At 71.1% G+C, this 18,086-nt stretch carries 18 protein-coding genes and 1 tRNA gene; 11 read left to right on the plus strand and 8 right to left on the minus strand.

The genetic code is table 11. From position 1 onward, the window contains the following. The first annotated feature begins 83 nt into the window (after positions 1-83). A complete protein-coding gene (locus tag ACWIHY_RS11190; protein WP_454375362.1) occupies positions 84-542 on the plus strand; it encodes an ATP-binding protein in 459 nt (152 codons plus the stop codon). 41 nt (positions 543-583) lie between these two features. On the opposite strand, the gene ACWIHY_RS11195 is transcribed toward ACWIHY_RS11190, so the two are convergent. Together ACWIHY_RS11195 and ACWIHY_RS11200 are read right to left on the minus strand one after the other, a co-directional pair. Beyond that, positions 584-2,029: an aminopeptidase P family protein gene (locus ACWIHY_RS11195; protein ID WP_454375478.1), complete on the minus strand. Its 1,446-nt coding sequence runs from the start codon at positions 2,027-2,029 to the stop codon at positions 584-586. 103 nt (positions 2,030-2,132) lie between these two features. Further along, positions 2,133-3,635 carry a PP2C family protein-serine/threonine phosphatase gene (locus tag ACWIHY_RS11200; RefSeq protein ID WP_454375479.1) on the minus strand — a complete coding sequence of 501 codons (1,503 nt, stop codon included), beginning with the start codon at positions 3,633-3,635 and terminating at the stop codon, positions 2,133-2,135. A gap of 456 nt (positions 3,636-4,091) precedes the next feature. On the opposite strand from ACWIHY_RS11200, the gene ACWIHY_RS11205 reads away from it, so the two are divergent. Both ACWIHY_RS11205 and ACWIHY_RS11210 read left to right on the plus strand, forming a co-directional pair. Beyond that, a complete protein-coding gene (locus tag ACWIHY_RS11205) occupies positions 4,092-4,823 on the plus strand; it encodes a bifunctional DNA primase/polymerase (RefSeq protein WP_454375363.1) in 732 nt (243 codons plus the stop codon). Between the two features lie 265 nt (positions 4,824-5,088). After that, entirely contained in the window at positions 5,089-5,625 is a 537-nt protein-coding gene (locus ACWIHY_RS11210) for a hypothetical protein (protein ID WP_454375364.1), read from the plus strand. A 204-nt stretch (positions 5,626-5,829) separates the two neighbouring features. Here the strand turns inward: ACWIHY_RS11210 and ACWIHY_RS11215 are convergent, their stop codons facing one another. The 3 genes from ACWIHY_RS11215 to ACWIHY_RS11225 all read right to left on the minus strand — a co-directional run bounded on the left by ACWIHY_RS11215 (position 5,830) and on the right by ACWIHY_RS11225 (position 8,370). Next, the gene (locus tag ACWIHY_RS11215) at positions 5,830-6,804 is read right to left on the minus strand and encodes a DUF5926 family protein (RefSeq protein ID WP_454375366.1); all 975 of its coding nucleotides are present in this window, start codon (positions 6,802-6,804) and stop codon (positions 5,830-5,832) included. Between the two features lie 83 nt (positions 6,805-6,887). Beyond that, entirely contained in the window at positions 6,888-7,445 is a 558-nt protein-coding gene (locus ACWIHY_RS11220) for an ATP-binding protein (protein WP_454375480.1), read from the minus strand. A 106-nt stretch (positions 7,446-7,551) separates the two neighbouring features. After that, positions 7,552-8,370, minus strand: coding sequence for a glycerophosphodiester phosphodiesterase (locus ACWIHY_RS11225; RefSeq protein ID WP_454375367.1), 819 nt, complete (start codon positions 8,368-8,370; stop codon positions 7,552-7,554). A gap of 224 nt (positions 8,371-8,594) precedes the next feature. On the opposite strand from ACWIHY_RS11225, the gene ACWIHY_RS11230 reads away from it, so the two are divergent. Then, on the plus strand, positions 8,595-10,112 hold the full coding sequence (locus ACWIHY_RS11230; RefSeq protein WP_454375368.1) for a S1C family serine protease: 1,518 nt from the start codon (positions 8,595-8,597) through the stop codon (positions 10,110-10,112). Positions 10,113-10,156: 44 nt separating this feature from the next. Then, a tRNA-Ser gene (locus ACWIHY_RS11235) sits at positions 10,157-10,243 on the plus strand. A 175-nt stretch (positions 10,244-10,418) separates the two neighbouring features. Here the strand turns inward: ACWIHY_RS11235 and ACWIHY_RS11240 are convergent. The 3 genes from ACWIHY_RS11240 to ACWIHY_RS11250 all read right to left on the minus strand — a co-directional run bounded on the left by ACWIHY_RS11240 (position 10,419) and on the right by ACWIHY_RS11250 (position 12,417). Then, positions 10,419-10,784, minus strand: coding sequence for an amphi-Trp domain-containing protein (locus tag ACWIHY_RS11240; RefSeq protein WP_454375369.1), 366 nt, complete (start codon positions 10,782-10,784; stop codon positions 10,419-10,421). Between the two features lie 439 nt (positions 10,785-11,223). Next, positions 11,224-11,397, minus strand: a complete 174-nt coding sequence (locus ACWIHY_RS11245; protein WP_454375370.1) for a CsbD family protein — start codon at positions 11,395-11,397, stop codon at positions 11,224-11,226. A gap of 78 nt (positions 11,398-11,475) precedes the next feature. After that, entirely contained in the window at positions 11,476-12,417 is a 942-nt protein-coding gene (locus ACWIHY_RS11250) for a bifunctional DNA primase/polymerase (RefSeq protein WP_454375371.1), read from the minus strand. 300 nt (positions 12,418-12,717) lie between these two features. Between ACWIHY_RS11250 and ACWIHY_RS11255 the strand changes: the two genes are divergently transcribed. The 6 genes from ACWIHY_RS11255 (at position 12,718) to ACWIHY_RS11280 (ending at position 18,039) form a co-directional block, all read left to right on the plus strand. Beyond that, positions 12,718-13,029 (plus strand): hypothetical protein, encoded by a 312-nt coding sequence (locus ACWIHY_RS11255; RefSeq protein WP_454375372.1) that lies wholly within the window; start codon positions 12,718-12,720, stop codon positions 13,027-13,029. A 181-nt stretch (positions 13,030-13,210) separates the two neighbouring features. Then, entirely contained in the window at positions 13,211-14,368 is a 1,158-nt protein-coding gene (locus ACWIHY_RS11260; protein ID WP_454375373.1) for an acyl-CoA dehydrogenase family protein, read from the plus strand. After that, complete coding sequence (locus tag ACWIHY_RS11265; protein WP_454375374.1) at positions 14,365-15,357, plus strand: bifunctional MaoC family dehydratase N-terminal/OB-fold nucleic acid binding domain-containing protein; 993 nt, start codon at positions 14,365-14,367, stop codon at positions 15,355-15,357. Before ACWIHY_RS11260 ends, ACWIHY_RS11265 begins: the two co-directional genes overlap by 4 nt. After that, a complete protein-coding gene (locus ACWIHY_RS11270) occupies positions 15,357-16,484 on the plus strand; it encodes an acyl-CoA dehydrogenase family protein (RefSeq protein WP_454375375.1) in 1,128 nt (375 codons plus the stop codon). The genes ACWIHY_RS11265 and ACWIHY_RS11270 overlap by 1 nt, the downstream gene beginning before the upstream one ends. Further along, positions 16,481-16,876, plus strand: a complete 396-nt coding sequence (locus ACWIHY_RS11275; protein ID WP_454375376.1) for a MaoC family dehydratase — start codon at positions 16,481-16,483, stop codon at positions 16,874-16,876. The genes ACWIHY_RS11270 and ACWIHY_RS11275 overlap by 4 nt, the downstream gene beginning before the upstream one ends. Further along, positions 16,873-18,039: a lipid-transfer protein gene (locus ACWIHY_RS11280; RefSeq protein WP_454375377.1), complete on the plus strand. Its 1,167-nt coding sequence runs from the start codon at positions 16,873-16,875 to the stop codon at positions 18,037-18,039. The genes ACWIHY_RS11275 and ACWIHY_RS11280 overlap by 4 nt, the downstream gene beginning before the upstream one ends. Positions 18,040-18,086 lie beyond the last annotated feature (47 nt).

Consider the following 18,086-nt stretch of genomic DNA (forward strand, 5'->3'; position numbering starts at 1 on the left):
CAATCACGTTGACTCCACGCTTATGAGGTGTTGCTTGCGGCAATACGTAACCGTATGTCGAGCCGCAGCCAGGAGGCTGGAGCATGAGCATCTGGTGGTCTCTCCACTTGCGGCGCGAAGCCGCGAGCGTCCCGCTCGCCCGCCGCCTTCTGCTCGGCACCATGGAGACGGCGGGGGTGGATCCGGACATCTCCTACGACCTGTCGGTCGCGCTCAGCGAGGCCTGTGCGAACGCGGTCGAGCACGGCGGTGACGAGCGTTCCGGATCGCCTTCCGCGGAATATCGGGTGACCGCTTATCTGGACGGCGAGAAATGCCGTATTGAGGTCGCCGACTCCGGGCCGGGTTTTCCCCCTTCACGCCGGGGGCACCGCGCGGCGGTGCGTCCCGCGCACTCTTCGGCGGAGAACGGCAGAGGCCTGTGCCTGATCGAGCAGCTTGCCGATCACGTGCATTTCAGGAACAGGCCGGGGCACGGGGCCGTGGTCAGTTTCGACAAGATCCTGAAATGGCGCGAGGGCGCGCTGCTCAAGGTTTCCTGAGCGGCGCGCCCTCGCGTGGGCTGTTGTCGGTCGTCGTGGCGTCAGCCCTGCTTGACCTGCGCCATCCAGGCCTCGACCTCGTCGGAGCGGCGCGGCAGCGCTGCCGACAGGTTCCGGTTGCCGTCCTCGGTGACGAGGATGTCGTCCTCGATCCGGACGCCGATGCCGCGGTATTCCTCGGGCACGGTCAGGTCGTCGGCCTGGAAGTACAGGCCGGGTTCGACGGTCAGGCACATGCCGGGCTCGAGCGTTCCGTCGGCGTACGCCTCCCGCCGGGCGGCGGCGCAGTCGTGGACGTCCATGCCGAGCATGTGGCCGGTGCCGTGCAGCGTCCAGCGGCGCTGGAGGCCGAGTTCGAGGACCTTCTCGACGGGGCCTTCGACGAGGCCCCACTCGACGAGCTTCTCGGCGAGCACGCGCTGTGAGGCGTCGTGGAAGTCGCGGTACTTCGCGCCGGGCTTCACGGCGGCGATTCCGGCTTCCTGGGCTTCGTACACCGCGTCGTAGATCGTGCGCTGGAGATCGCTGAAGGCGCCGTTGACCGGCAGCGTGCGCGTGATGTCGGCGGTGTAGAGGGTGTGGGTCTCGACGCCGGCGTCGAGCAGCAGCAGGTCGCCGGAGCGTACGTCGCCGTCGTTGCGCACCCAGTGGAGGGTGGTGGCGTGCGGTCCCGCCGCGCAGATGGAGCCGTAACCGATGTCGTTGCCCTCGACGCGGGCGCGCAGGAAGAAGGTGCCTTCGATGTAGCGCTCGCTGGTGGCCTCGGCCTTGTCGAGGATCTTGACGACGTCCTCGAAGCCGCGGACGGTCGAGTCGACGGCCTTCTGGAGCTCGCCGATCTCGAAGTCGTCCTTCACGGCGCGGGCCTCGGAGAGGTAGACGCGCAGTTCCTCGTCGCGTTCGGCGGTGACCTTGTCCTTCAGCGCGGCCTCGATACCGGCGTCGTGGCCGCGGACGTTGCGGACGGGGCCGGTGGCCTCGGCCAGCGCGGCGGTCAGTTCGCGGACGTCCTTCGCGGGGATGCCGAGGAGCCGCTCGGCCTCGGTGAGGGAGTGGCGGCGGCCGACCCACAGTTCGCCCTGGCCGTCGAGCCAGAACTCGCCGTTCTCGCGGTCGGAGCGGGGCAGGAGGTAGACGGTGGCGTCGTGGCCGCCGTCCTTCGGCTCGAGGACGAGGACGCCGTCCTGCGTCTGGTCGCCGGTGAGGTACGCGTATTCGGTGGAGGCGCGGAAGGCGTACTCGGTGTCGTTGGAGCGGGTCTTGAGGTTGCCCGCGGGGATCACCAGACGCTCGCCGGGGAAGCGCGCGGAGAGGGCGGCGCGGCGGTCGGCGGTGTGCCCGGCCTGCGCGATGGGCTCGAGTCCGCGCAGCTCGGTGTCGGCCCAGCCGGACTTCATGTTCTCGGCGAGCTCGTCGGAAACGCCCGGGTACAGGCCGTTCTTCCGCTGCTTGATCGGCTCTTCGGTCTCTTCCGGGGTCTCCGGCATGAGCTCTTCGGACACGACTGTCTCCTCGATACGACACTGGACCGCCCTCCATCGTATGTGCGACGGGAAGACGGCCCGGGGCCTTGTGGACAACTGTGAGGAATCAGTCGAAACGCGCGGCGAGCAGCACGATGTCGTCCGGCGAGTCGGCCGTGTCGGCGCCGTTCGGAAGCATGGTGCGCAGTACGTGGTCGGCGATCGCTTCCGGGTCGTTCCTGAGCGCCCTGGGGACACTCGCGGCGGCGGCGTGCAGCCGTGCGAAGGCGCGGTCCATGGGGTCGCCGGTGCGCTGGAGCAGTCCGTCCGTGTAGAGGAGCACCGTTTCGCCGGGTGCGGGTGAGAGTTCGACGCTGGGCGCCTCCCAGCAGGAGAGCATGCCCAGTGGCGCGGAGAGCGAGGTCTCGACGTACTCGGTGCGGCGGTCGCCGACGATCAGCGGGGGGCTGTGTCCGGCGCCGGACAGCACGATCTTGCGCTCGGCCGGCTCGCAGTAGGCGAAGAGGGCGGTGGCCGATCTGGCCGGTTCGGTGAGGCGCAGCAGCAGCTCGAGGTCGGACAGGACGGCGACGGGGTCCTCGCCCTCCATGACGGCGTACGCGCGGAGGCTGGCCCGCAGGCGGCCCATGGCGGCGACGGCGCTCGGCCCTGATCCGGAGACGGAGCCGACGGCCAGGCCCAGGGCCCCCTCGGGCAGGGGCAGGGCGTCGTACCAGTCGCCGCCGCCGTGCGGTCCTGTGCGGTGCCGGGCGGCGAGCCGTACTCCGGCGACGCGGGGCAGTCTGCTGGGCAGCAGCTCTTCGGCGACGGTGGCCACCTGTTGGCGGGCCTGCTCCAGTTCCAGGAGACGGGCGAGGTGTTCGGCGGCATAGCGCGTGTAGAGGCCCGCGAGGTGCCGTTGCCGCTCGCCGGGTTCGGCCGGTTCGTCGTAGAGCCACACGGCGGCGCCGAGCCGTCCGGCGGCTTCGGTGGCCAGGGGCAGGGCGTAGCTGGCGGCGTACCCGAGGCGGGCGGCGACTTCGCGGTGGCGCGGGTCGAGTTCGCTCTCGCCGAGGAGGTCGGGGTGGGCGATCTCGTCGGGGCGGGGGCTGCCGGGGAGTCCGTCGAGGAGCCGTCCGTACGACGTGGCACTGCGCGGCACGGTCTCGATGTGGCCGAGGTCGGCGTGGGCGAGGCCGAGGCCGACGGTGGTGGACGGGCCGAGGCCGTCGGCCGGTTCCAGGACGACGAGGCCGCGGCGGGCGCCCACGAGTGCGGCTCCGGCGCGCAGCAGTTCGTGCAGGGCGCTGTCGAGCGTACGGGTGCGGACCAGGCGTTCGGTGAGTTCGTGGAGGGTGGTGAGGTCGGATACCCAGCCCGCGAGCCGGTCCTGCAGCACCGCGCCGGCGGCGGCGGGTGGGGCAGGGGTCGACGGATGAGGCGCGACAGTGTGCGCGGGGGGCGGAACCACTGGATCGATTCCAGCCACTTTCGGCACGTGCGGGGCGCTCATGATCGCGGGCTTTCCTGCTGGTGCGTTTTGCTCAATAGCATCGCAAACCCCCATGTCATTCTGCGCCGCTATCAATGCATCCACATGTACACGCACAAGTAAGGGGATGTCCAGCATTGTCAACGTGGGACTCTTGGTGTCTGTGGGATAGCCAACTTGGCCTAAAAATGCCACACACGGCAATAATTTGCGGTCGACTGAGGGTGTTCGACAGCGCGTCATATCGACCGTGATGGGTACCTAATCGGTGATGGCCAGGGGCAGTTGGGACCGCCCTGGAACCTGGCGGCGGGCCTGGGCGTCTCAACCGCCGTGGGCCGCGTCCCATCCCCGAGTAGCGGGACAGCAACAACGGATGTCTGCTGGATCTACTACGGATCAGTTCAGCGCCATGTGTGCGCCACCCTCCGCTACGTTTCACGCCCGGCCCCGACGGGCTGCCTGTGCCGCAGGCTGAATAACGCGGCGATGCACCACCAGTACGCAGCCAGTACGTGACGTGCACGCTCAGTGAAGATATGCACACATGGTGTGATATGGACCTCGGCGTTCAACGGAAAGGAACGAGCGCTCATGCGCGAGATCCTCGGAAGGCGACGCAGGCTCCGGTTCCGGCGAAGTGAGGGGACTGCCCAACTCGGCGCGGCGCTGACCTGCGCCACCGCTTGGCAGTGGCCCGTGCTTCCCGGCGTGGGCCTGAGCCCACCGGGCGGCCGGGCCGGCGGCGGAGGCCCCGGGCGGGCCTGTGCCTGTCCCGACCCGGAATGCGTGGTTCCCGGCGCGCATCCCTTCGACCCGGGCCTCCTGGCGGCCACCACGGACGAACGCATGATCCGCTGGTGGTGGACCAACCGTCCGGCGGCGCCGGTCATGCTGGCCACCGGTGGGGCCGCTCCGTGCGCGATCAGTCTGCCGGCGGTCGCCGGCGCGGTCGCGCTGAAGGCGCTCGACGGCATGGGCATGCGCCTGGGCCCCGTCGTCGCGACTCCGACCCGCTGGTCGCTGCTGGTGGCCCCGTACTCCCTGGAGCGGCTCGGTGAGCTGCTGTACGCCAAGGACTGGGTCCCCAGTTCGCTGCGGTTCCACGGGGAGGGCGGCTATCTGGTGCTGCCGCCCTCCGAGACGGGGACCGGGCAGGTGCGGTGGGAGCGGGAACCTGCCCCAAGCTCTCGGCTTCGCTCGAGCAGGGGAGAGCCCATTGCCGGATCGGCCGCGCCCTGGCTGCCGGACGTCGAGGCGGTCGTGGACGCGCTGGTCGCGGCGAGCAACGGCGCACCGGACGGCGGGAGCCGGCTCGCGTACTGAGCGCGGGCCCGGAGCGCGTACTCGGAGCGCGTACCTCGGAGCGCGTATCGGGCGCGGGCCCGGAGCGGCGTACCTGTGACGGGTCGGCCGGCGGCGGCGGTTTCACGATGCGCCTCCGCCGGCTCACTCGTACGGGTGTGAGCGGGACAGTGTTCCGGGCGTCCGCGCGCGCGGCTCCCGTGGCACGGGTCATCCGTCGATATCTTCGGCGCACCGTCAAGAATTTCCGGGCAGTCGACAGGTGGGACCCGCCTTGAATCTCCGCATGACCGGGCTCGTGGCCGTCGTGGTGTTCACCGTGCTGCTGCCGCTGGCCGGCGCGTCCGCGGAGCCCGAGCCCGTGAACGAACCCGACGACGCCAAGGCGGCTCCCGCGGGCAGCCGGGGGACCGGTCCCGGGACCGGTCGCGCGGCCGTCCACGGGAACGCGTCCGCCCCTTCGCCGCTCTCCCCGGGTGGCACGTCCGTGCAGTGCGGTCCCGAGCTCAGCTCTCCGGAAGGCATCGAAGGCCAGACCTGTGTGCTGACCGAGGGCGGCAGTACGTGGGCGCGTACGTACTACCGCAATGCGACGGGCGCGGAACTGCGATCCGTACTCACCCTCATGGGCCCCGTCGGCCGCACTGTTCAGATGCATTGCGCGGTGAGTGCCGAGGACGAACCCGGGGTGTGTGAAACACCGCGTGAGCCTTCGCGCGGAAAAGCCGTTGAATATTCCGCCGTCTCGGAGTTCGCCGCGGCCGGAGACGGGCCACTGCTGCTGCGCTCCGGTAGCAACTCGGCGGCGCCTGCGCCCCGTTGACCGGTCGATGCGACACGTGACGGAACGGGGATACAGAAAGACCCGGCCGCTGGCGACGGGGGATGCACCAGCGACCGGGCACTTAGAACGGTAACAAGAGATCTGCGGTTGGCAAATTTGATCTCCCCTATTCAGACAGGGATTTACCTGTTGATAGGGAGGTTGTGACCGGAGTCACCGATCGCCCGACAGAAACTGTCACTCTCAGCTGAGCGTCACCTGGCGGTTGGTGAGACCGCCCCGCGCGCGGCGCTCCTCCGAGGTGAGCGGCGCGTCCGAAGCGAGGGCCACGGCGAGCCGCTCGGCGAGCTCCGCCGCCGGCTTCTCGACGTCCTCGGCCGTCGTCTCGCTCGGCAGGTCCCAGACCGGAACCATCAGCCCGTGCGCGCGGAAGGAGCCGACCAGACGGGTGCCTTCGCCGAGCGACGACGTACCGGCGGCGTGCAGCCGGGCGAGCGCGTCGAGGAGCTGGTCCTCGGCGTACGGCATGACCCAGCGCAGGTGGTTCTTGTCGGGAGTCTCGCACCAGTACGCGGCGTCGACGCCGGTCAGCCTGACGGTGGGGATCGCGGCGGCGTTGGCGCGCTCCAGGGAGGCGCTCACCTCGGGGGTCGCGTTCTCGGCGTCGGGGACCCAGAACTCGAAGCCGGAGTGCACCTGCGGCTCGAACGGCGCGTTCGCGTCGAGCAGGTCCTGGAGGCGCGGACCGTCCGCCGGGGCGCGCTCGGCCGCGACCGGCGTTCCGGGCTCCGCGGTCAGGGCGCGCCGCAGGGTGTCCGCGAGGTCGCGGCTGAGGTCACCGGAGGGGGTGTCGTTCTGCAGGCCGAGCAGGACGGAACCGTCGTCGCGGCGCAGGGCGGGCCAGGCCATCGGAAGTACGGTCGCCAGCGTGACCGAGGGGACGCCGTCGGGCAGCCCGTCCTTCAGTGTGAGCGGCGCCGTCGCGGCGGGCACCAGCTCGCGCAGGGCGACCCAGTCGCTCTCGCCGGCCAGGCCCTCGAAGGGGCGCTGGACCAGTTCGGTGACGGCGTGCGCGGCCGCGCGGCCGTGGCAGGCCTTGTAGCGACGGCCGGAACCGCACGGACAGGGCTCGCGGGCCCCGACGACCGGCACCTCCCCGCCGGCGACCTGGGCCTGCGGCTTGGTTCCCCTTGCGGGCTGGGGGCGCTTCTTGGCCATGGCTTGGCTTCTCCCGTTCACGGCAGTGCTGTGTCGGGCGCGAGCCTAGCCGCTGGACCGGTCCCGGCGAGGACCGGCCGCGCTCAGTCGAGGTCGTCGAAAGGGTCGGCGAAGTCCAGTCCGGGGACCGCGACGCGCGTGGCGAAGTCCTCGCGCCGGTGCCCGCCGGTGACGTCGGCCCACACCGTCACCTCGCCGGCGGCGCTGTCCCGTACGCCCCAGTCCTGCGCCAGCGCGGTGATGATGTTGAGCCCGCGGCCACCGCGCGCGGTGACCGAAGGTGTGGCCGGAACCGGTCGGGTCGGACCGCCTCCGTCCGTCACTTCGACGGTCAGCCTGCCGGTCGAGTCGACGCGCCACGCGGCGCGGATGTCGCCGTCACCCACTTCCGCCTGGCCCAGTGGCCTGCCGTGCCGGCAGGAATTGCTGAGCAGTTCGGAAAGGATCAGTACGGCATCGTCGATGACCGAATCGGACACCCCGTTGACGCGCAGTTCATCGCGCATACGGCGTCTTGCTTTCCCCACGCCCGCAGGGCCATGGGGCACGGCCATGCTCGACGACGTGGGCACTTCCTGTGCCACCACCAACGCCACCCCCGAGACCTCCTTCGCCCCACGCCACGGAGTGAATGCCCCAATGGCCTGGACCGGAAACCGGCCAAGCGCGGGTCAATGACGCACTCGTAACGATCGAATACACAACGAACGCGCCGGAGCACTCCCTGTGACGGCTGTCAGGCGGCTGTCAGAGGCGTCCCAATTGAGACAGGACCTGCTTCGGGCGGTTCGTGATGATCGCCTCCACCCCGAGGCGCACGCAGAGATCGACGTCCTCCGGCTCGTTGACCGTCCAGACGTGCACCCGGTGGCCCGCGCGGTGCAGCCGCGCGATGTAGCCCGGGTGGTTGCGGACGATCCGGATGCCGGGGCCCGCGATGTGCGCGCCGGCCGGGAGCCGCCCGTCGCGCAGGCGCGGTGAGACGAACTGCATCAGGTACACGGTCGGGACGGTGGGCGCGGCGGCCGCCACCCGGTGCAGCGAGCGCGCCGAGAAACTCATGATGCGTACGGGCGAGGGCTCGTCGGCGGCGGGCGCGTCCAGACCGAACCGCTTCAGCAGGTGGATCAGCCGCTCCTCGACCTGTCCGGCCCAGCGCGTGGGGTGCTTGGTCTCGATGGCCAGCTCGACGCGGCGCCCGGCGTCCGAGACCAGTTCCAGAAGGCGCTCCAGGGTGAGTACGGAGGTGAACTCGCCGGGGGCCTGGCCGCGGGCCGGGTCCCAGTCGGGGGACTCCGCGCTGTCCCGCCAGGAGCCGAAGTCGAGGGCGGCGAGGTCGGCCAGTTCGAGGGCGGAGACGGCGCCGCGGCCGTTGGAGGTGCGGTTCACCCGGCGGTCGTGGACACAGACGAGGTGCCCGTCGGCGGTGAGGCGTACGTCGCACTCGAGGGCGTCAGCGCCGTCCTCGATGGCTTTTATGTACGCCGCCAGGGTGTGCTCGGGGGCGTCCTCGGAGGCGCCGCGGTGAGCGACGACCTGAATGGTGTGCTGCCGTGCGTGAGTCACCGCGTCATGGTGTCACCGTGGATGGGTAGGCGGGAAAACGCGTCCTGGGAGCGGCCGGCCGGCCCTCCCGGGGATGCGTCCGTTTTGTCCGGTGTAAAGGATGTTCCGCAGATGCACAGGAACCGCTTACGGTCCTCTGACGTGCGGTGGGAAAAGCTGACAGCGGACACTTGCACCGTGGTGACGTTGACCGAGACTGACGTGGGACCGAGGAGAAGAGAGCTGTGAGCACCGAGAACGAGGGCACTGCGGTCCCGGCCGCCCCTTCAGCACCTCCCGTGCCGGTGGCCGCTCCCGGGCCCGCCTCCGACTCCACCGGTACGAACCCGGGCCAGGGGCACGAGCCGACGCCCCCCGCTGCGAACCCGACCCCCGCCCAGCCCGTGCACAACCCCACCACTCAGGGCGGGCAGGCGCCCACGCCCGAGGCGCAGCCCGGGTACATGCCCGTCCCGCAGCCTCAGCCGGCGGGGACCACGGCCGGCCCCACGGCGCCCGGAGCCGGTGCCGGCTGGCCGCCGCCTCCCCCCGCGCACCCCTACGGCGGCGCTGGCAGCGGCGACAGCGGCGGCCCCGCGTGGGGCGCGCCCCCGGCGCCCGTCCCGCCCTCCCCCCGCCGCAAGCGCACCGGCGGCATGGTCGCCGGAGTGCTCGCGGCCGCGCTGGTCGCGGGCGGTGTCGGCGGCGGCATCGGGTACTGGGCGGCCGAGCGCAACGACAGCCCGACCGACTCGACCACGGTCTCCGCGTCCGGCACCACCAAGGACTTCAAGCGCGACCCCGGCACCGTCGCGGCGGTCGCGGGCAAGGCGCTGCCGAGCGTCGTCACCATCGACGCGCAGGGCGGCGACGGCGAGGGCGGCACGGGAACGGGCTTCGTCTACGACGTACAGGGCCACATCGTCACGAACAATCACGTGGTGGCGTCCGCGGCGGACGGCGGCGAACTGTCCGTCACCTTCTCCAACGGCAAGAAGTACGCCGCCGAGGTGGTCGGCCGCGCGCAGGGCTACGACGTGGCCGTACTGAAGCTGAAGAGCGCCCCGTCCGGCCTTGCGCCGCTGCCCCTGGGCAACTCCGACAAGGTCGCCGTCGGAGACTCGACGATCGCCATCGGCGCGCCCTTCGGCCTGTCGAACACGGTCACCACCGGCATCATCAGCGCCAAGAACCGTCCGGTGGCCTCGGGCGACGGCCAGAACAGCAAGGCCTCGTACATGAGCGCCCTGCAGACCGACGCGTCGATCAACCCGGGCAACTCCGGCGGCCCGCTGCTCGATGCGAGCGGCGCCGTGATCGGGATCAACTCGGCCATCCAGTCGGCCGGCACGGGCGGCTTCGGCCAGTCCCAGGCGGGCTCCATCGGCCTGGGCTTCGCGATCCCGGTCAACCAGGCGAAGATCGTGGCCCAGCAGCTGATCAAGACCGGCAAGCCGGTCTACCCGGTGATCGGCGCCACGGTCTCCATGGACCCGAAGAGCGACGGCGGCGCGGTCGTCGCGGACCGCGGCACGGGCGGCACCCCGGCGGTCCCGGCGGACAGCCCGGCGGGCAAGGCCGGCCTGAAGGCGGGCGACGTCATTACGAAGCTCGACGACCGCGTGATCGACAGCGGCCCGACCCTGATCAGCGAGATCTGGACCCACAAGCCGGGCGACAAGGTCACCCTCACGTACGAGCGCGAGGGCAAGACGGCGACGGCCGAAGTCACCCTGGGCCAGCGAGAGGGCGACGACGGGTGACCGGCTAGGCTGTTCGTCGCGTCACGGCATTCCGGTGGCGCGAGGGTGGGTTGCCCGAGCGGCCTAAGGGAACGGTCTTGAAAACCGTCGTGGCAGCGATGTCACCGTGGGTTCAAATCCCACACCCACCGCACAGCTCAACGTAGTTACAGGTCAGAAGGGGTGTCTTCGGCGCGGAGACGCCCCTTCTGCGTTCAGCGGCCGACCCGGCGGCTGAGCGCCGCGCGGCTTCCGGCCGGGCTTGTTCGCGGCGGTCCGTCCCCGCGGCATGCGGCCGTGGTCGCCGGCCCAGGGTCCTGACGCGGCTCAGGGCGTCTTTGTGGTGGACCGCTTTGTGCTTGTGCTCCTGCCGGTGCCGCTCCGCCGGGGCTTGGCGGGCGCGCTCTTCCGCTTCTTCGGGGCCTCTCCTGTCCCTGCCACCGCCTGCGACGGAGCTGCGCGGTTGAGTGCGGTCGGCCACTTGAACTCGATTTCCAGCTCGATCTCTCCGTCGCCGACCTCGACCTCTATCTCGCTGCGAAGCTCGTCGGGTATCCGCAGGCTCAGCGTCCCCGGGCCGAGTTCCAGTTCGGCATCCCCGCCTTCCCTCAGCGCGGTCGCGAACGCCATGAGCTGATCAGCCGCATCAAGGCGTGACAGCGAGCGCTTCTGCTCAAACTTGAGGTCCTTCATGGGCTGTCTCCGATCCGGCAGAAACAGTAGATAGCGCCCATTCTGATGCCACGCACCGGATCGGACATCTCATGGCCGGGTTCGGGTTCGGAAGTCGGCTCACGTGGACGCGTGGACGGAGGGGCATGCGGGCAGCCGTCGGCCCTCCCGCAGGGAGGTCGGGAGGGACGGCGCGGCCCCGCCCGCAGCAGCAGGCGGGGCCGGCGGGCGGCACCTCCGCCTGGGGGAAGGTCGAGGGCGTCTCCGATCACCACATTGCATCAGAACCAGCCATCACAACAGAGGTGTGACTGGAAAACGTTGATCGCGCCGCATGGGGACGGCTTCGCATGCTTGTGCATGGCGGCCTGAAACCACGGGCCTTAGGAAGGGGGTGTCTCCGGCTCGGAGGCACCCCCTTCCGGCATGCTGCCTGTCGGTCGACCGCCGACGCCGGAGGTCAGTGCTTGAGAGCGTCCTTGCCCTTTTCCACTGCCTGCTTCGCGTCGCCCTTGGCCTGCTTTCCCCTTCCCTTCGCTTCGAGGGATTCGTTGCCGACCGCCCTGCCGGTGGCTTCCTTCGCCTTACCTCGGGCCGTCTCAGTCGTGTGCTTGATCTTCTTGCCTGCGCCCATGTCCATCACCTTCTGGGCAGGTGTCCCGCTTCTGGGCAGGTGTCCCGCGTCGGCGATTCCGCCGTCGCGGGAAGTGGCTTATTGGTCCAGTTTCTCACTATTTGGTTGAAATGCGACGCTTTGCAACCCCGCCCTCTGCCCCGAGAGGCGGGCGGCGGAGGCGATGGTGGCGCGGGCCTCGCGTTCGGGGAGGCCCGCGTGCACCGCCGCTCGGGTCAGCGCGTTCGCGAGGCCTTCGCCGATGCCGTTCTCGTACGCGCGGCAAGCGGCCCAGAAGAGGCGGGTGTTGCGCTGGCCCTCGTGGGCCGCCCGTACGAACTGGACCAGGCCGTGGCCGCGTCCGTGCCCGTCCGTCCGGCGGCCGGTGGGGGCATGGGGGCGGGTGGGCCGCGTGGGGGGCATGAGGAGGCGGAGCAGTGCGCTGGGGCAGGGGGCCGGCGCGAGGTGGCCGGTGCCGGGCGCGGTGCGGTAGATGCCGTGGGCGGCGAGGGAGCCGGGGCCCACCAGGTAGCCGCCGGCGCCGCGGATGTCGATGCCGGGGGCCAGTCGGCCCGCGGAGTTCGGGACGACGGCGTCGGGCGGGCCGGTCAGCCAGATGTGGCGGCCGCCGCTGGGGGTGAGCACCACGACCGTCTCCGGGATCGTGAAGAGGTGCCGCAGCGCCAGGTGCCTGAGGGCCGTGGTGGAGTCGGTCTCCGGGGCGGCGTCCGTCTTCGTGTCCAGGTCGATGCCGATGAGGTGGTACGGGGGACGGCCGCAGGCGATGCCGTAGCCGGTCGCCCAGGGGGCGGCGGCGAAGAGGGCCCGCACGGCGGCGGGGTCGGTGGTGGCGTCGTGGACGCCGTGCCCCGGGCGCCCGCACTCGCCCCGGCACAGGAACGGCTCGGGGGCGTCGTGGTGCGGTGAGCGCACGGCGGGGAGCTTGGTGCGGGACAGGGGGAGGACGGGGAGCCCGCGCTCGGCGGCGGAGAGAGCGTGGGCGAGGGCCAGGGTGGCGGCGCGCCGGTCGGAGGTGGCCATGCACTTATTTTCGTACGTACGTTCGAAGAAGGGAAGGGGGGCGGATTGGCCGAGTATGCGCCGGACCGCTTCGACCCTTGCGGGGGGCGGGTCTGCTGGTGCGGGAGGGTGGCCCGGGGTTTTGGGGGCGTGAAGGGTGTTTATCGACATGTCCTCACGCTTGAGGGGGAATAAGTGGCTCCGGGCTGGTTCGCCGGGGATTCGGTGGGCAATTCTGATCCCGCGACGTCGTGACCATCGCTGAGGCAGTCGGCCAACTGCCCTGGAAAAAGCCGTATTTGAGTTCCTGGAGGACTTCACATGGCAAGCATCCGTACCGCCCGTGTCATCGCAGCCGTTGCCGCCCTGCCTCTCGCGGCCGCTCTCCTCTCGGGTGTCGCCGTCGCGAACAACGGTTCCTTCGCGAATGACGGATCGAACGCGACCGTGGCCACGGTCGGCGGCAGCGGTGTCGGTGGATACAACGGCGGCAACTCGACCACCACGCAGCAGGTGGCGACGGGTTCCGGTGCGTCCAACCAGAACAACACGGCGAGCGTCAACGGCTCGGGCTTCACGGCGATCGACCAGTCCAACGAGACCGTCGCGGTCAACTTCGCGCAGCTCTGGTGAGCCGTGGCGGGACCGGGGTCTGTGTTGCGGGGTGAATGACTGCCTGCGCGACGGCGCTTGTCGCCGTTGCGCAGGCCGTTCCCGTTTCCGGGTGTGCTGTCGCCTTGACAGTGACGGCGTAACTGACGGACAGTCAGAAATCACTGGAACGTGATGCCGCCTGCCGTCGGAGGACGCTGCCGTGCACCTTGCCCCCACCGTGCGCCAGCGGCAGCTGCGCTCCGAACTCCGCGCGTACTTCCGGGAAACGGTGCAGGGCGCCGACCCGCACGACGCCGCCGGGCAGCGCGCGCTGCTGCGGCGTATCGGAGGCGACGGGATGCTCGGCATCGGCTGGCCCGTCGAGTACGGCGGCCAGGGGCGCGGCGCCGACGAACAGTTCGTCTTCTTCGACGAGGCGTACCGGGCGGGCGCGCCCGTCTCCATGGTCACGCTCAATACGGTCGGGCCGACCCTGATGAAGTACGGGACGCCCGCACAGAAGGACTTCTTCCTCCCCCGCATCCTGCGCGGCGAGCTCGTCTTCGCCATCGGTTACACCGAGCCGTCGGCCGGCACCGACCTCGCCTCGCTCCGCACGCGCGCGGTGCGCGAGGGCGACGAGTGGCTCGTCGACGGCCAGAAGATCTTCACCAGTAACGCCCAGAACGCCGACTGGATCTGGCTCGCCTGCCGTACGGACCCGGACGCCCCCAAGCACAAGGGCATCTCGATCGTGCTGGTCCCGACGGACGCGCCGGGCTTCTCGTGGACGCCGATCGAGACGGTCGGCGGGCTCACCACCACCGCCACCTACTACGACGGCGTCCGCGTGCCCGCCGCGAACCTGGTCGGCGAGGAGAACGCCGGCTGGGGGCTGGTCACCAACCAGCTCAACCACGAACGGGTGGCGCTCGCCGCGATCGGCATGCAGGCCGAGGACTGCTACGAACAGGTCCTCGCGTACGCCGCGATCCCCGCCCCGGCGACGGGCGAGCGGCCCGCGGACCGCCCGTGGGTACGGGCCCGGCTGGCCGAGGCGCACGCCCGGCTGGCGGCCGTGCGGCTGCTGAACTGGCGGCTGGTGGGCGACGTGGGGACGGGGGCGCTCGCACCCGGTGACGCGAGCGGCGTGAAATTCGTGGGAACCGAATCGGCCGTCGCGGTGTACCGGATATGTCAGGAAGTCGCGGGCGAGGCAGGAATGGTGCGCTCCGGCTCCGTGGGGGTCTGGGGGGACGGGGAGCTGGAGCGCATGAACAGGGCGGCGCAGATCAATACCTTCGGGGGCGGGGTGAGCGAGGTGCAGCGGGAGATCGTGGCGACGATGCGGCTCGGCATGCCGAGGGGGCGGCGATGAGTACGGGCGGGAGCACGGGAGCGGGCGAGGATCCGGGCGCGGATCGGAGTGCGGAGCCGGACGCGGGAGGGGGCCCCGGCCCTGAGCTGTACGGGCTGCTGAAAGCGTTCGAGGGGCGGGCGGCCGCCGTCGCGGGCGTCGGCAAGGACGCCGTCAACGAGCCGATGATCAGGCACTGGTGCGAGGCGATGGGGGACACCGGGCCGGCGTACTCCGGCCCCGGCGCGATCGCCCCGCCGACCATGCTCCAGGCCTGGACGATGGGCGGGCTCTCCGGCCACGGGGGCCGGTCGGCGGCGTACGACGGACTGCTCGCGCTGCTGGACGGTGCGGGGTACACCTCGGTGGTCGCCACCGACTGCGAGCAGGAGTACGCGCGCGATCTGCGTCCCGGGGACTGGATCACCTTCGACGCGGTGATCGAGTCCGTGTCGGAGCGCAAGACCACCAAGCTCGGCACGGGGTACTTCGTCACCACGCGGATGGACGTCCGCGCGGAGGGGGAACCGGCGGGGACGCATCGCTTCCGCGTCCTCAAGTACGCGCCGGCCGCGCGCAGGCGCGAAGGCCGGAGCGAGCGGCCCCGGCCCGTCGTCAACCGGGACAACGCGGGGTTCTGGGACGGGGTGGCCCGTCACAAGCTGCTGATCCAGCGGTGCGGGGAGTGCGGGGCGCTGCGGTTTCCCTGGCTGCCGGGGTGCGGCGGGTGCGGGTCGCCGGAGTGGGACACGGTCGAGGCGAGTGGGGCGGGCACGGTCTTCTCGTACGTCGTCATGCATCATCCGGCGTTCCCCGCCTTCGACCCTCCGTACGCCGTGGGGCTGATCGAGCTGGCGGAAGGCGTGCGGATGGTCAGCAACGTGGTGGGGGTGCCGTACGACAAGGTGCGGATCGGGATGCCCGTTCAGGTGGAGTTCCGAAGCGTGGAGCGGGAGTTGGAGCTGCCGGTCTTCCGGCCGGCCGAGGGCGGCGGAGGGGGCGAGGGCTGATGGATTTCACGCCTACGGACGAGCAGCGGGCGGCGCGGGACCTGGCCGCGCGGATCTTCGGTGACCTGTCGGCCCACGACCGGCCGGCCGCCGCGAGGACGGGTTCGGACGGTGAGCTGTGGAAGGCGCTGTGCGGCGCCGGGCTCGTCGCCTCGGTCGAGGAAACCGGCCTGCTGGGGCTGGTGCTGCTGCTGGAGGAGCAGGGGCGCACCACGGCGCAGGTGCCGTTCGCCGCGACGTGCGTGTACGGGATGCTGGCGCTCGCCGCGCACGGTACGCGGGAGCAGCGTGCGCGGCTGCTCCCGGCGGTCGGTGACGGCACGATGGTGGTGACCGGAGCGTTTCCCGCCACCGGGACGGTACGGGCGGACGCGTCCGGGGCGTTGAGCGGTGTGGCGGCGGTCGTGCCGTGGCTGCGCGATGCCACGCACGTACTGGTTCCGGACGCGGACCGGGAGCTGTGGCTCGTGGCGGTGGCGGATGCGGATGCGGACGTGGACGTGGACGCGGCGGTGACGGTCGAGGCGGTCGAAACCACCGCGCCCTGGTCCGCGGGGCGGCTCACGTTGCGGGAGGCACGCGGGGAGAGGGTCGGCGGGGGATCCGCTGCGGACCCCGGCTCCAGGACGCCGGATGCGCCCGACGCGCCGTGTGCGCCGTACGACCGCGTGCTGGCTGTCAGCCGTATCGCCTTTGCCGGGCTGCAGGCAGGGGTGTGTGCCGGGTCGGTGGCCCGTGCTGTGGCGCACACCTCGCAGCGGGAGCAGTTCGGTCGCCCTCTCTCCGCCAACCAGGGCGTGCTGCTGCGGGCCGCCGACGCCCACATGGACACCGAGGCGATACGGGTCACGGCGTACGAGGCCGCCTGGCGCCACGACGAAGGCCTGCCCTTCGCCACCCACGCCCTCACCGCCGCGTGGTGGGCGTCCGAGGCCGGCCAGCGCGTGGTGCACGCCGGGCAGCACCTGCACGGCGGTACGGGCGCCGACCTCGACCACCCCGTCCACCGGCACTTCCTGTGGGGGCGGCAGCTCGACGCCCATCTGGGCGGCGGCAGCGAAGTACTCGAGCAACTGGGGCAGTTGTTGACTCGCGGAGAGCCAGGAGAGGAGGTGGCGGCGGTATGAGAGTCGGGGACGAGCTGCCCGCACTGGAGATTCCGATCACCCGCACGCTGATCGTCGCGGGCGCCGTGGCGTCGCGCGACTACCAGGACGTCCACCACGATGCCGAGGCCGCGCGGGAGAAGGGCTCGCCCGACATCTTCATGAACATCCTCACGACCAACGGGCTGGTCGGCCGGTACATCACCGACCACTTCGGCCCCCGCGCCAGGCTGCGCGCGGTGAAGATCCGCCTGGGTGCGCCCAACTACCCCGGCGACACCATGGTGCTGACCGGCACCGTCACCGCCCTCGGTCCGGACGGCACGGCCGAGGTGCGGGTCGTCGGCGCCAACGGGCTCGGTCACCACGTCACCGGCAAGGTGACCGTCCGGGTCCCGGAGCTGGAATCGTGAGCGTCCGTGGCGCCGACACGCTCGGCGGGAAGGCCGCGATCGCCGGCATCGGGGCGACCGAGTTCTCCAAGGACTCCGGGCGCAGTGAGCTCAAGCTCGCCGTCGAGGCCGTACGGGCGGCCGTCGCGGACGCGGGACTCACCCCCGCCGACGTCGACGGCATGGTCACCTTCACGATGGACACCAGCCCCGAGATCACGGTCGCCCAGGCGGCCGGGTTCGGCGAGCTGTCGTTCTTCTCCCGTGTGCACTACGGCGGCGGCGCGGCCTGTGCCACCGTCCAGCAGGCCGCCCTCGCCGTCGCGAGCGGGGTGGCCGAAGTCGTCGTCTGCTACCGGGCGTTCAACGAACGCTCCGGCCGCCGCTTCGGGTCGGGCGTGCAGCACCGCGAGCCGTCGGCCGAGGGTGCGGCCCTCGGCTGGAACCTGCCGTTCGGGCTGCTCACCCCCGCCTCCTGGGTCGCCATGGCCGCCCAGCGCTACCTCCATACGTACGGCCTGACGCCCGACGTCTTCGGCCACGTCGCCGTCACCGACCGCCGCTACGCCGCCCGCAACCCCGCCGCGTACTTCTACGGCAAGCCCATCACCCTCGCCGACCACGCCGCCTCGCGCTGGATCGTCGAGCCGCTGCGGCTCCTCGACTGCTGTCAGGAGACCGACGGCGGCCAGGCGGTCGTCGTCACCACGGCAGAGCGGGCCAGGGACCTGCCGCACCCGCCCGCGGTGGTCGTAGCGGCGGCGCAGGGGGCCGGGCGCGGCCAGGAACAGATGACCAGCTTCTACCGGGACGGCCTGACCGGGCTGCCCGAGATGAACGTGGTCGCCCGGCAGTTGTGGCGGAGCTCGGGGCTCCGGCCGGCCGACATCGACGTGGGCATCCTCTACGACCACTTCACCCCGTTCGTGCTGATGCAGCTGGAGGAGTTCGGGTTCTGCGGGCCCGGCGAGGGCGCCGGTTTCGTCGCCGAGGACGCGCTGCCGCTGAACACGCACGGCGGTCAGCTCGGCGAGGCGTACCTGCACGGCATGAACGGCATCGCGGAGGCGGTCAGACAGCTGCGCGGCACCTCGGTGAACCAGATACCCGGCGCGGCACGGTCGCTGGTGACGGCGGGCACCGGTGTTCCCACGTCCGGGTTGATCCTCGGCGCGGATGGCTGACTGCGGAGTGTGAAGAGCCTCGGTGCGCCGCAGGGCACGTTCACTCT

It is taken from the genome of Streptomyces sp. NPDC055287, from assembly GCF_053646035.1.